General features: G+C 63.1%; 9 protein-coding genes and 2 pseudogenes. 8 read left to right on the top strand and 3 right to left on the bottom strand.

Going from position 1 to position 13,362, the window contains the following annotated elements; translation table 11 throughout:
- Nucleotides 1-514: pseudogene (locus AB4Z11_RS07480) on the bottom strand (hypothetical protein); the annotation flags it as partial.
- 56 nt (nt 515-570) lie between these two features.
- Nucleotides 571-1,698 (bottom strand): SGNH/GDSL hydrolase family protein, encoded by a 1,128-nt coding sequence (locus AB4Z11_RS07475; protein ID WP_442023974.1) that lies wholly within the window; start codon nt 1,696-1,698, stop codon nt 571-573.
- A 174-nt stretch (nt 1,699-1,872) separates the two neighbouring features.
- Here AB4Z11_RS07475 and AB4Z11_RS07470 point away from each other — a divergent pair, with 174 nt between their 5' ends.
- The 8 genes from AB4Z11_RS07470 (at nt 1,873) to AB4Z11_RS07435 (ending at nt 12,570) form a co-directional block, all read left to right on the top strand.
- Nucleotides 1,873-3,261 carry an enolase C-terminal domain-like protein gene (locus AB4Z11_RS07470; protein ID WP_442023972.1) on the top strand — a complete coding sequence of 463 codons (1,389 nt, stop codon included), beginning with the start codon at nt 1,873-1,875 and terminating at the stop codon, nt 3,259-3,261.
- Between the two features lie 27 nt (nt 3,262-3,288).
- Nucleotides 3,289-4,470, top strand: a complete 1,182-nt coding sequence (locus tag AB4Z11_RS07465; protein WP_442023970.1) for a fumarylacetoacetate hydrolase family protein — start codon at nt 3,289-3,291, stop codon at nt 4,468-4,470.
- A gap of 26 nt (nt 4,471-4,496) precedes the next feature.
- Nucleotides 4,497-5,264 (top strand): SDR family NAD(P)-dependent oxidoreductase, encoded by a 768-nt coding sequence (locus AB4Z11_RS07460; protein WP_442023976.1) that lies wholly within the window; start codon nt 4,497-4,499, stop codon nt 5,262-5,264.
- A complete protein-coding gene (locus tag AB4Z11_RS07455; RefSeq protein WP_442023968.1) occupies nt 5,261-6,130 on the top strand; it encodes an SMP-30/gluconolactonase/LRE family protein in 870 nt (289 codons plus the stop codon). The genes AB4Z11_RS07460 and AB4Z11_RS07455 overlap by 4 nt, the downstream gene beginning before the upstream one ends.
- Nucleotides 6,127-7,899, top strand: coding sequence for an IlvD/Edd family dehydratase (locus tag AB4Z11_RS07450; RefSeq protein WP_442023966.1), 1,773 nt, complete (start codon nt 6,127-6,129; stop codon nt 7,897-7,899). Before AB4Z11_RS07455 ends, AB4Z11_RS07450 begins: the two co-directional genes overlap by 4 nt.
- A 37-nt stretch (nt 7,900-7,936) precedes the next feature.
- Complete coding sequence (locus AB4Z11_RS07445; RefSeq protein ID WP_442023964.1) at nt 7,937-9,370, top strand: sugar porter family MFS transporter; 1,434 nt, start codon at nt 7,937-7,939, stop codon at nt 9,368-9,370.
- Between the two features lie 38 nt (nt 9,371-9,408).
- Nucleotides 9,409-11,793: a glycoside hydrolase family 3 N-terminal domain-containing protein gene (locus AB4Z11_RS07440; protein ID WP_442023962.1), complete on the top strand. Its 2,385-nt coding sequence runs from the start codon at nt 9,409-9,411 to the stop codon at nt 11,791-11,793.
- 135 nt (nt 11,794-11,928) lie between these two features.
- A complete protein-coding gene (locus AB4Z11_RS07435; protein ID WP_442023960.1) occupies nt 11,929-12,570 on the top strand; it encodes a PEP-CTERM sorting domain-containing protein in 642 nt (213 codons plus the stop codon).
- A 198-nt stretch (nt 12,571-12,768) separates the two neighbouring features.
- Here AB4Z11_RS07435 and AB4Z11_RS07430 read toward each other — a convergent pair.
- A pseudogene (locus tag AB4Z11_RS07430) lies at nt 12,769-13,362 on the bottom strand (DNA-directed RNA polymerase subunit beta'); the annotation flags it as partial.

Raw genomic sequence — 13,362 nt, 5'->3', positions numbered from 1 at the left:
GCTCAGCGCTGACGAAATGCTTTTGCCCCAGCGCATACGCCGGCGTTGCAGCGCAGAGCGCCATCGCAGCACCAGCAACAGCGCTCGCAAACGCGGCACGCAGCGCGCGAGCAACCGCGCGAACGCGGACGCGTTCCGGCGCGGGCACACGTCCCGACGCACGCGTGGCCGCGAACACAGCGCCCGCATCGCGCGCAGCGCCGACTGCGCACGCGGCGGCGACCGGAGTGGCGGCAGCCGCGCACGTGACGCCGGATTCAGGGGCGGCTGCGGCGGACGCAGGGGCGGTGAGCGCGAGCCCGCTGGCGTCTGTGGGCGCGGTGGCGACCAGGGGTCTGGCCGCGGCGGACTTGGCGGCGGACTTGGCGGCAGACTTGGCGGCGGAGGTGGCGGCAGACTTGGCGGCGGAGGTGGCGGCGGCGATGGCAGCGGACGTGGGGCAGCCGGCGGGGACGGCGACTGGCGGCTGGGTGGGGGTGGATGGGCGTGCCGGGGCACGCGGGGGATGGGTCATTGCTTGTCTCCTAAGGGTGCGCCGCCCGGTCTGGTGCCGGGCGTGCGTGGGGTGGCTTATTTGGCGGCGTTACATTGGCGCAGGGCCGAAAGCGGCACGGCGTTCGCCATTTCGCGGTAGCCGGCGATGGATGGATGCAGGCCGTCGTTGTCGACGTCGTGACGCAAGTGGTCCGGCGCGGCGGAATCGCGCAGCGCCGCGTCGAAATCGACGACGGCGTCGAAAACGCCCGAGCTGCGAATCCACTGATTCAAGGCCTTGCGATCCTCTTCGTTAGCGGCGGCCGGTTTGTAATAGCCGCTGCCGGAATAAGGCAGCACGGTGCCGCCAATCACGCACACCCCGCGGGCATGTGCGCGCTCGACCAGCTGGCGGTGCGCCGCTTTGAGATCGTCCATCAACTGCTTGCGCGCTTCCGGCGTGTCCTGGCCGTTGCGATGCAGGACGCCCATATCATTCACGCCAATCAGCACCAGCGCGTGCGTGACGCCGCTGCGGCCCAGCACATCGCGCTCAAAGCGCGACGCCATATTAGGGCCAAGGCCGTCCAGCAGCATGCGTCCACCGCCGATGCCGGTATTCACGAGGCCCATGTGTATGCCCTCTTTCGCCAGACGTGCGGCAAGGAAGTCCGTCCAGCGGTCGTTGCCATCGGTCGTCGTGCCGTAGCCGTCAGTGATGGAATCACCGATCGCCACCAGCGTGCCGACAGTGCGCGGCGCCTGGACTTCGATGTCGGTGACTGCGTACCAATGGGCGATTTTGCCGGCTTCAGGCCAGGCAGCAGCCATTTCCTGATGGCCCGGCAGCGTGAAACTGGTGGTGCGAGAGCCCGGATGGCCGGTCTGGCGTTCCGGCGCGTCCTTAAAATAAAGTGATATGGCCAGATCGGCGCCGGCAGGATGCTGCAGCGTCACCTGGTCGCTGTAATACTCGGCACCCGGCGGCACGATCACGGTCTTGCTGCCGCCAAAAGTCAGAGCACGCAATGTCGCCGAATCGACATCCGGCGTGCCCACTTTCAGCGCGCGGGCGATACTGGCGCCCTCAATGACCAGCGGCGTGTTGCCAAAAACATTACTGACGCGCACCCGCAACACGCTCCCACCTAAGGAAGAGCGCACGATCTGGCGCAGAGTGGACTCGCGCCATTGCGCGGCGGGCAGCTCATTCTGCGTCTCCACCGGTTGCTGCGCCGCTCCCCATGAAGCCACCCAGTGCAAGGGTGGAGCCGCTGTTGCAGTGCCGCATAAAACCAGCGCCAGAGCCGCTACTGACGCACACAACTTCTGTTGACTTGCCCGCATAAATACCTCACACTTGAGAAATGGTAGCGCTATTCATTTTAGGATAATCAAATGGTACACGCAACAATTCAGGGTAGCGGAGGCACTCCCCTGATTACGGAAATGCGCGTGATTCCCGTCGCGGGACACGACAGCATGCTGCTCAACCTGTGCGGCGCACATGCTCCTTATTTCATCCGCACCCTGGTTCTGCTGAAAGATAGCGCAGGAAACACCGGTATCGGCGAAGTGCCGGGCGGCGCGGGCATCAACAAAGCGCTGGAAAACGCCATCCCGCGCGTGGTCGGCACCGAGATCGGCCGCTACAACCGCACGCTGAACGCCGTGCGCGCATCCATCGGCGGCAATCGCGGCGGCATGCAGCACCAGGTGACGTCCGAAGCCGAAGCGGCAGTGCTGAAGCAGCCGCACGAAATCAATCTGCGCCTGGAAAATGTGGTGACGGCGATCGAAGCCGCCCTGCTCGACCTGCTGGGCCAGCACCTCAACGTGCCGGTGTGCGAACTGCTCGGCTCGGGCCAGCAACGCGACAGCGTGCCAATGCTCGCCTACCTGTTCTATATCGGCGACCGCAGCAAGACCGACCTGCCTTATCTGAGCGGCGAGGGTCAATCCGGCTGGTACGCCGCGCGCCATCGCGAAGCGATCACTCCTGAAGCGATCGCCGACCAGGCAGCAGAAGCGGCCCTGCGCTACGGCTTCCGCGACTTCAAGCTGAAGGGCGGCGTGATGCGCGGCCACGAAGAAATGGAAGCCATCAAGGCCATCAAGGCGCGCTTCCCTGAATCCCGCGTGACGCTGGACCCGAACGGCGCCTGGAGCCTGCGCGAAGCGATCGACGTTTGCCGCGGCCAGGGCAATGTGCTGGCCTACGCCGAAGACCCATGCGGTCCGGAAGACGGCTACTCCGGCCGCGAAATCATGGCCGAATTCAAGCGCGCCACCGGCATCCAGACCGCGACCAATATGGTGGCGACCGACTGGCGCCAGATGGCGCACTCCCACCTGCTGAATGCAGTCGATATTCCGCTGGCCGATCCGCACTTCTGGACCATGCAAGGCTCCGTGCGCCTGGCGCAGCTGTGCCAGGACTGGGGCATGACCTGGGGTTCGCACTCCAACAATCACTTCGACGTTTCGCTGGCCATGTTCACCCACGCTGCCGCCGCAGCACCGGGCAACATCACCGCCATCGACACCCACTGGATCTGGCAGGAAGGCAAAGAGCGCCTGACCAAGGAACCGCTGCAGATCGTAGGCGGCGAAGTCGCGGTGCCAGACAAACCGGGCCTGGGCATCGAGCCGGATATGGACCGCATCGAAGCGGCGCACGAATTGTTCAAGAAAGTCGGCACCGGCGCGCGTGATGACGCGATGGCCATGCAGTACCTGGTGCCGGGCTGGAAATACTCGCCCAAGCTGCCAAGCCTGGGCCGATAACAAGAAAACGCAACACCAAGGAGACATATGAAACCCGTAACCGCATCTTCCTGCCTGCCGCAGGATCTGGGCAGCGCTTTGCTCGTCGGCCGTATCTGGCGCGGCGGTGAAATCAATGGCCCGTGCGTCGTCGTCGTGCGTGAAGGCCAGGTGGTGGATATCACCGCCAAGGCGCCGATCATGGCTGACCTGCTGGACCGTCCCGACGTCGTGCAATTCGTGCGTACCGTGCAGGGTGAAGAACTGGGCAGCGTTACCGCGCTGATCGAAGCCAGCCTGCATCCGGAACCAAACGGCCCGCGCCTGCTGGCTCCCTGCGATGTGCAGGCCATCAAGGCTTGCGGCGTGACCTTCGCGGTCAGCCTGCTGGAACGCGTGATCGAAGAACAGGCTGGTGGTGACAAGGAGCGCGCCGAGAAGCTGCGCGCCGAACTGCTGTCCACCATCGGCGGTGACCTGTCCAGCATCGAGCCGGGTTCGGAAGCGGCTGAAAAGCTGAAGAAGGAATTCCAGGCGCGCGGCGCATGGTCGCAGTACATGGAAGTGGGCATTGGCCCTTACGCCGAAGTGTTCTCCAAGTCGCAGCCGATGTCCTCCGTGGGCTTTGGGGCGGACGTGGGCCTGCACCCGGCCTCCGAATGGAACAACCCTGAGCCGGAAATCGTGCTGGCCGTGAACAGCCGCCACGAGGCTGTCGGCGCCACGCTCGGCAACGACGTGAACCTGCGCGACATCGAAGGCCGCAGCGCCCTCCTGCTGGGCAAGGCCAAGGACAATAACGCGTCCTGCTCGATCGGTCCTTTCATCCGTCTGTTCGACGGCAGCTTCACCATCGACAACGTGCGCAACGCCGAAGTACGCCTCGCCATTGAAGGCGAAGACGACGGCTTCGTACTGGACGGCGTGAGCCGCATGGAAGAAATCAGCCGCAATCCGCTGGATCTGGTTTCCCAGACCGCCGGCGCGCATCACCAATATCCCGATGGCTTCATGCTCTTCCTCGGCACCATGTTCTCGCCGATCAAAGACCGTGGCGCCAAGGGCGCGGGCTTCACCCACCACATGGGTGACCGCGTTACCATCAGCAGCTCCGCACTGGGCTCCCTGATCAATCATGTCCAGCGCAGCGATAAAATCGCGCCGTGGACTTTCGGCGTTCGCGCCCTTTACCGCAATCTGGCACGCCGCGGCTTCGCGGCAGGAGAATAATTAACATGACCGCAGCAAGAAAACCAATGGTGTTCGCCACCTATCCTGACCTCGCGGACAAACGCGTCGTCATCACGGGCGGCGGTACCGGCATCGGCGCTGCCATCGTTGAGGCTTTCGTCAAGCAGGGCGCGCAAGTCGTATTCCTCGACATCCAGGACGAACCATCGCAAGCRCTGGCCGCCAGCCTGGCCAACGCCAAGCACGCACCGAAATATGTCCGCTGCGACCTGACCAATCTGGATATGCTGACTGCGGTATTCGCGCAGATCGAAAAGGACTACGGCGCGGCCGATATCCTGATCAACAATGCGGCCAACGACAACCGCCACGAAGTGCAGGACGTCACCGCAAAATACTGGGACGACAGCCTGGCCGTGAACCTGCGCCACCAGTTCTTCTGCGCACAGGCCGTAGCGCCGGGCATGAAGGCGGCAGGCGGCGGCGTGATCCTGAACTTCGGTTCCATCTCCTGGCACCTGGCGCTGGGCAACCTGACCCTGTACATGACCGCCAAGGCGGCGATCGAAGGCCTGACCCGTGGCCTGGCCCGCGATCTGGGCGGCGACGGCATCCGCGTCAACTGCATCGTTCCAGGCCAGATCCAGACCGCGCGCCAGATGGCCCTGTGGTACTCGCCGGAACAGGAAGCGCAGATCCTGGCCGCGCAATGCCTGCCGGAGCGCGTGCTGCCGGAAGACGTGGCCGCGCTGACGCTGTTCCTGGCATCCAGCAACGCCGCGCGCTGCTCCGGCCGCGATTACTTCGTAGACGCAGGCTGGTACGGCTCATGAGCGCCCCAAGCTGCATCTGGAACGTCGGCGCCAAACTGGCCGAAGGGCCGGTCTGGCATGCAGCCGACAACGCCTTCTACTTCGTGGACATCAAGGGCCAGCGCCTGCACCGCGTGAATGAAGACGGCAGCGGCCAGCAAAGCTCGGATGCGCCGGGCGAAATCGGCTTCGCGCTGCCGGTGCAAGGCGGCGGCTTCGTATGCGGCCTGCCCGGCCAGCTGATGCAGTTCACCCCGGAGCTGGGCTTCCGCCCCATGCTGGCACTGGAAACCGCCATCCCCGGCAACCGCTTGAACGATGGCGGCGTCGACGTGCAGGGCCGCCTCTGGTTCGGCTCCATGGACAACGCGGAGGAAGCGCCGACCGGCGCGCTGTACCGCCTGGACAAGCGCGGCCTGGTGCAGATCGACAGCGGCTACGTCATCACCAATGGTCCTTGCACCAGCCCGGACGGCAAGACCTTCTATCACACCGATACCCTGTCGAAGACTGTGTACGCCTTCGACAAGTCGGAAACGGGCAGTCTGTCCAACAAGCGCGTCTTCACGCGCATCGAGGGCAGCGGCTACCCGGACGGCAGCACCGTCGACTCGGAAGGCAATGTGTGGATCGCCCTGTTCTGTGGCAGCCGCATCGAGCGCTACACGCCGAGCGGCGAATTGTCCGCCACGATCCCCATGCCCTGCCCTAATATCACCAAGATCGCCTTTGGCGGCCAGGACCTGCGCACCGTCTTCGTCACCACGGCCTGGAAAGGCCTGACCGACGCCGAGCGCGCACAATATCCGCTGGCAGGCGGCGTGTTCACCTTCCGCGTGGACGTGCCAGGCCTRCCGCAACCCCTCTTCGACAGGAACGCAGTATGAGCAACACCCGCCGTTATCGCTCGCAGGATTGGTTCGACAATCCCGACCACATCGACATGACCGCGCTCTACCTGGAGCGCTTCATGAACTACGGCATTACGCCGGAAGAACTGCGCAGCGGCCGCCCGATTATCGGCATCGCGCAGTCGGGCAGCGACATCAGCCCGTGCAACCGCATCCACCTGGAACTGGCCAAGCGTGTGCGCGACGGCATCCGCGATGCGGGCGGCATCCCGATGGAATTCCCGCTGCATCCGATCTTCGAGAACTGCCGCCGTCCGACCGCGGCGATCGACCGTAACCTGGCGTATATGGGCCTGGTCGAGATCCTGCACGGTTATCCGATTGACGCCGTGGTGCTGACCACCGGCTGCGACAAGACCACGCCTTCGCAGCTGATGGCTGCGGCCACCATCGACATCCCGGCCATCGTGCTGTCCGGTGGTCCCATGCTGGACGGCTGGCTGGATGGTGAGCTGGTGGGCTCCGGCGCCGCGATCTGGAAAGGCCGCCGCCAGCTGGCTGCGGGCCAGATCGACAACGAGAAATTCCTGGAAATCGCTGCCGCGTCGGCGCCTTCTGCCGGCCACTGCAACACGATGGGCACCGCGTCGACCATGAACGCGATTGCCGAAGCGCTGGGCATGTCCCTCACCGGCTGCTCCGCGATTCCGGCGCCTTACCGCGAACGCGGCCAGATGGCTTACGAAACGGGCAAGCGCATCGTCGAGCTGACCAAGCAGGATGTACGTCCGTCCTCCATCCTGACGCGCGACGCCTTCCTGGACGCCATCGTGGTCAATGCGGCCATCGGCGGTTCCACCAACGCCCAGCAGCATATCATGGCGATGGCACGCCACGCCGGCGTCGAGATCAAGCAGGAAGACTGGATGGAATACGGCCACGACGTGCCGCTGCTGCTGAATATGCAGCCATCCGGTAAATACCTGGGCGAGCGCTTCCACCGCGCGGGCGGCGTGCCGGCCGTGATGTGGGAACTGGAACAGGCAGGCAAGCTGCGCTCCAAGCGCCTGACCGTCACCGGCAAGACCATGGCGGAAAACCTGCAGGGCCGCGAGAGCGCGGACCGCGAAATGATTACGCCGTTCGACAAGCCGCTGAAGGAAAAGGCCGGCTTCTTCGTCCTGAAGGGCAATCTGTTCAACTTCGCGATCATGAAGACTTCCGTGATTTCGGAAGAATTCCGCCAGCGCTATCTGAGCCGCCCTGGCAACGAGAACGTGTTCGAATGCCGCGCCGTGGTGTTCGACGGTTCCGGCGACTACCACGCACGCATCAACGATCCAGCGCTGAATATCGACGAAGACAGCATCCTGGTGATCCGCGGTGCGGGTCCGGTGGGCTGGCCTGGTTCGGCGGAAGTGGTGAACATGCAGCCGCCTGATCACCTGATCAAGCGCGGCATCAAGAACCTGCCGACGCTTGGCGACGGCCGCCAGTCCGGCACCTCGGACAGCCCGTCCATCCTGAACGCCTCGCCGGAGAGCGCGGTAGGCGGTGGCCTGGCTTACATCCGCACCGGCGACATGGTGCGCATCGACTTGAACAAGGGTGAATGTAATATGCTGGTCAGCGACGAAGAGCTGGCCAAGCGCAAGGCGGAAGGCATCCCAGCCGTGCCGCCAAGCCAGACGCCTTGGCAGGAGCTGTATCGTTCGACCGTAGGCCAGATGGAAACCGGGGCCTGCATGGAAATGGCGTTGAAGTACCGTGGGGTGGCAGAGGATATGCCGCGGCACAATCACTGACTCGGCATAAGCCAGAGCTGAAAACAAAAGGAGACATATGAACAGCGTTGCAATAGAAAGTACCGATTCCACCCATGAATCGGAAAACACCGGCCTCATTATCCTGATCAGCTGCATCGCCACCATTGGCGGCTTCCTGTTCGGCTTCGATAGTGGCGTGATCAACGGTACGGTCGATGGCCTGAAACAGGCCTTCCATTCGACTTCGGCCGGCATCGGCTTCGAAGTGGCCTCGATGCTGCTGGGCTGCGCAGCGGGCGCCTTCTTCGCAGGCCGCCTGGGCGACCTCTGGGGCCGCCGTTCGGTACTGATCATTTCCTCCGTGATGTTCCTGATGTCGGCGCTGGGCGCGGGTTTTGCGACCACCTCGGCAGTCTTTATCGCGGCACGCGTGCTGGGCGGCTTTGCCGTCGGTGCGGCCAGCGTGATGTCGCCTGCGTATATCGCCGAAGTCGCATCGGCGCGTTACCGCGGCCGTCTCGCCTCGGTGCAGCAGATCGCGATCATCAGCGGCCTGTTCTGCGCCTTCCTGAGCAATTACATGCTGGCGAAAGCAGCAGGCACTTCGACCGGCGTGCTGTGGCTCGGCCAGGAGGCGTGGCGCTGGATGTTCTGGATGATGGCGATTCCTTCCGTGCTGTTCCTGGTGCTGCTGCTGGCGATTCCGGAAAGCCCACGCTTCCTCGTGGTGAAGAAGCGCAAGGCCGAAGCGCTGGCCGTGCTGGAGCGCCTGTATGGCGCGGCGTCGGCCAAAGCCAAGTTTGACGCGATCGACGTTTCGCTGTCCGAAGACCACCACCGCCCACGCCTGTCCGACCTGATTAACAAGGCGACCGGCAAACTGCGCCCTATCGTCTGGGTCGGCATCGGCCTCGCCACCTTCCAGCAGCTGGTTGGCATCAACGTGGTGTTCTATTACGGCGCGGTGCTGTGGCAGGCCGTTGGCTTCTCGGAAAGCGATGCGCTGCTGATTAACGTACTCTCCGGCGCCCTGAGTATCGGCGCCTGCATCGTCACCGTGTTCCTGATCGACCGCATTGGCCGCAAGCCACTGCTGTGGATTGGCTCGCTCGGCATGGCGGTGACGCTTGGTCTGGTGACCTTCGCCTTTGCCAACGCGACGCTCGACGCGAGCGGCAAGCTGGTGCTGACCGGAGCGATGGGCGTGCTCGCCCTGGTTGCCGCGAATATCTACGTGATCTTCTTTAACGTGTCGTGGGGCCCGGTCATGTGGGTCATGCTGGGCGAGATGTTCCCGAACCAGATCCGCGGTTCCGGCCTGGCGGTCGCCGGTGCAGCGCAATGGACTTCGAACTTCATCATCACCGTGACCTTCCCGATTCTGCTCGCGAGCATCGGCCTGGCCGGCGCCTACGGCATCTACACCGTGGCCGCAGTGATTTCGCTGTTCTTCGTGATGCGCTATGTGTACGAAACGCGCGGCAAGGAACTTGAGCAGATGGAAGGCTGAACGCCAGTCAGTTCAAACATAAAAACAGGAGACAATACATGAAGCGCCGGCAGTTCCTCACCTCTCTATCCAGCGTCGCAGGCGTCAGCGCCCTCGGTGCGCCAGCCGCCATGGCTGCCGCCGCGACGCGGCCGCTTTACAAGGACCCTGCCGCTCCCGTGCCGGCGCGTGTAAAGGATCTGCTGGGCCGCATGACGCTGGAGGAGAAAGTCGCCCAGATGCTCTGCGTATGGCAGGACAAAAAAGTCATCGAAGAAGCAAACGGCAAGTTCTCCGGCGAGAAAGCCGCGCAAACCTATCCGCACGGGATCGGCATGGTTGGCCGCCCGTCCGACCGCCAGGGCCACGCCGAAGCAGGCGGCGCAGGCGATGCAGGCGACCACCAGAACCGCAACGCCGCCGAAACGGCGCGCTATGTCAACGCCGCACAGAAATGGGCGGTAGAGAACACACGCCTCGGCATCCCGATGTTCATGCACGAGGAATCGCTGCACGGCTACGCGGCGCGCGACGCCACCAGCTTCCCGCAGGCGATCGCGCTGGCGTCCTCCTTTGATCCGGCCATGGTGCGTAAGGTGTTCAGCGTGGCGGCACGCGAAATGCGCGCGCGCGGCGCGAACTTCGCGCTGGCGCCGGTGGTGGACGTGGCACGCGAGCCGCGCTGGGGCCGTATTGAAGAGACTTACGGCGAGGATCCGCATGTGTGCGCAGAGATCGGCAAGGCTGCCGTGCTGGGCTTCATGGGCGAAGACCGCAAGCTGGCCAAGGATAAGGTCCTCGTCACGCTGAAGCACATGACCGGCCACGGCCAGCCGGAAAGCGGCACCAATATCGGCCCTGCTGAAGTGAGCGAGCGCACCCTGCGCGAAGAATTCTTCCCGCCGTTCGAGCGCATCATCCGCGAGACGAACGCCAGCGCCGTGATGCCGTCCTATAACGAGATCGGCGGCCTGCCTTCGCACGCCAATAACTGGCTGCTGCACAAGGTGCTGCGCGAGGAATGGGGCTTCAAGGGTGTGACGGTGTCCGACTACTTCGGCATCAAGGAACTGATCACCCGCCATCATCTGGCGGACAATCCGAAGGACGCTGCCTACCGCGCCATCAAGGCCGGCGTGGATGTGGAAACGCCGGATGTCTTCGGCTACAAATTCCTGCCGGAGCTGGTGAAGGAGAAGAAGGTTTCCGTCGCGGAGATCGACACCGTCGTTGCGCGCATCCTCACGCTGAAGTTCGAAGCTGGCCTGTTCGAACAGCCTTTCGTCGACGCCGACCTGGCCGACAAGCTCACCGCCACGCCGGACGCAATTGCGCTGACGCGCGAAGCGGCTGTGCGCTCCGCGGTGCTGCTGAAGAACGACAAGGGTCTGCTGCCACTGAACCCGCAGAAAGTCGGCAAGGTGCTGCTGCTTGGTACGCACGCCAAGGATTGCCCGATCGGTGGCTACTCCGGCGTGCCGCGTCACGTGGTATCGCTGCACGAAGCGCTGGAAGCCGAGAGCAAGAAGCAGGGCTTCCCCTTCGCCTACTCGGAAGGTGTGCGCATCACCGAGCACCGCATCTGGGGCCAGGACGAAATCAAGTTCACGCCGCCGGAAGTGAATGCAAAGCTGATCGCGGACGCAGTGGCTGCGGCGAAGAACGCCGACACCATCATCATGGTCCTCGGCGATAACGAGCAGACCAGCCGCGAAGCCTGGGCCGATAACCACCTCGGCGACCGCCAGACGCTGGACATGCTGGGCCAGCAAAACGATCTGGCGAAAGCCATCTTCGATCTGGGCAAGCCGACCGTGGTGTTCCTGCTCAACGGCCGTCCATTGTCCGTGAACCTGCTGGCGGAGCGTGCCGACGCCCTGATCGAGGGCTGGTATCTCGGGCAGGAAACGGGCAACGCCGCGGCGGATCTGCTGTTCGGCCGCGCCAACCCAGGCGGCAAGCTGCCGGTATCCATCGCGCGCAATGTGGGCCAGCTGCCGATCTTCTACAACTACAAGCCATCCGCGCGCCGCGGCTACATCGATGGCACCACCAAACCGCTGTATCCCTTCGGCTTTGGCTTGAGCTACACCTCATTTACGATTTCCGAACCGCGTCTGTCTGCGGCGAAGATTGGCGTGGATGGGTCGACCAGGGTATCGGTCGATGTGGCCAACACCGGCAAGCTGGCGGGCGATGAAGTAGTGCAGCTCTACATTCGCGACGACATCAGCTCCGCGACCCGTCCCGTGAAAGAGCTGAAGGCCTTCCAGCGCGTGACGCTGCAGCCGGGCGAGCAGCGCACGGTCACCTTCGACATCAAGCCATCCGACCTGCGCTTCTACAACTTCGAAATGAAGCGCGTGGTGGAGCCAGGCAGCTTCACCATCTCGGTCGGCCCCAACAGCGTGGACCTGAAATCTGTAAAACTGATGGTCGCTTAACTGTCGGAAAATTTTACACTCTAGGGGCGGCCGCAGTCTGGGCCGCCCCTAACTATTTGATCCAATTCAATTTTAATTGCTTTTATRCAACTTGCTTTACTTTGAATCATCATTGTTAAACTGAGTTTTTTGTTCATGCCAAACTTCCGCACCGCCCTCTTTGCCGCCGCTCTCGCCTTCTGCGCGCAAACCCAAGCTGCTGTCATCACCTTCAACAATCTGGCCGGCACCAACGTTCCAGGCAGCGTGTACGTCTACAGCAACCAGTACACGCAAATGCGCACCCAAAGCGCTACCGTCGACGGCTTCACCTTCGCGCCGACCGTCGATGATATTTTTATGCGTTCCGGTTATGCGAACGGCGGCGATACTGGCTACGACGCATATAACGGAACCGACTTCCTGATGACTTACTCGACCGTGACGATGCGCAACGTTACAGCCACGCCGTTCTCCGTGAACAGTCTGGATCTGGTCAACTGGTCAGGTTACGGCCTAACCGCGACCTTGAAAGGCACCCGCATGGATGGCACGACCATCACGCAGCTCATCAACCTGGACACGCGTCCTAACAATTCCAAGACCGTGGGCAATGACTTCACGAACTACGCGCTGTCCGGCTTCACCGGCCTGAAATCGTTCAGCATCGGTAGCGACAGCGGAAACTGGGTGGCATTGGACAATATCGCTGTCAATGCCGTACCGGAGCCTGCTTCCCTGGCCATCCTCGGCCTCGGCCTCGGCGCCCTCGCCATCGCCCGCCGCCGCAAAGCCTGATCTGGGGTCAGGCGCTAAACGGTACACGGCCTCAGCCGCTAAAAACGCCACCTTCGGGTGGCGTTTTTGTTTGCGCGAGCAGTGACTCACAGCACTGGCGGTAGCGTCTGCTGAGCGTTGATTCCCGGGCCGGGCCGCCACTCATCAAACAAATAAAAAAAGCCACCCGAAGGTGGCTTTTTTGCAGCGGGGCGAAGCTTACGCTTCGTCGCTGTGGTGCGGTTCGTCCGCTGGCAGTTCGGCCACGATGGCGGCGCGTTCGGCGTCGAGCAGGGCTTTGCGCTCTTCGGCTTCCCACACTTCCTTCTCCTTGCGGGCGCGGTGGAAGGCCAGACCGGTACCGCCTGGGATCAGACGGCCGACGATGACGTTTTCCTTCAGGCCGCGCAGACCATCGCGCTTGCCCATGATCGCCGCTTCGGTCAGCACGCGGGTGGTTTCCTGGAACGATGCGGCCGAGATGAAGGAGTCGGTCGACAGCGATGCCTTGGTAATACCCAGCAGCACGTTTTCGTAGGTCGCTGGCAGCTTGCCCAGTGCGATGACCTTGTCGTTTTCTTCCAGCAGCTCGGAGCGCTCCACCTGCTCGCCGACGATGTAGTCGGTGTCGCCAGCCTGAACGATCTGAACACGGCGCAGCATCTGGCGAACGATCACCTCGATGTGCTTGTCGTTAATCTTCACGCCCTGCAGACGGTACACGTCCTGCACTTCGTCAACGATGTAGCGGGCCAGCGCTTCAATACCCAGCAGGCGCAGGATGTCTTGCGGATCGGCCGGTCCGTCCACGAT

The organism is Pseudoduganella sp. RAF53_2, from assembly GCF_052113985.1.
GTDB lineage: Bacteria > Pseudomonadota > Gammaproteobacteria > Burkholderiales > Burkholderiaceae_D > Rugamonas.
Note: the sequence above shows the minus strand (reverse complement) of the source record. Positions and strands in the feature narration are given on the sequence as shown.

What these genes read in the sequence shown, in the direction of transcription:
- AB4Z11_RS07435 (WP_442023960.1), top strand. Translation starts at nt 11,929, where the DNA reads ATGCCAAACTTCCGCACCGCCCTCTTTGCCGCCGCTCTCGCCTTCTGC.
- AB4Z11_RS07440 (WP_442023962.1), top strand. Translation starts at nt 9,409, where the DNA reads ATGAAGCGCCGGCAGTTCCTCACCTCTCTATCCAGCGTCGCAGGCGTC.
- AB4Z11_RS07445 (WP_442023964.1), top strand. Translation starts at nt 7,937, where the DNA reads ATGAACAGCGTTGCAATAGAAAGTACCGATTCCACCCATGAATCGGAA.
- AB4Z11_RS07470 (WP_442023972.1), top strand. Translation starts at nt 1,873, where the DNA reads ATGGTACACGCAACAATTCAGGGTAGCGGAGGCACTCCCCTGATTACG.
- AB4Z11_RS07465 (WP_442023970.1), top strand. Translation starts at nt 3,289, where the DNA reads ATGAAACCCGTAACCGCATCTTCCTGCCTGCCGCAGGATCTGGGCAGC.
- AB4Z11_RS07450 (WP_442023966.1), top strand. Translation starts at nt 6,127, where the DNA reads ATGAGCAACACCCGCCGTTATCGCTCGCAGGATTGGTTCGACAATCCC.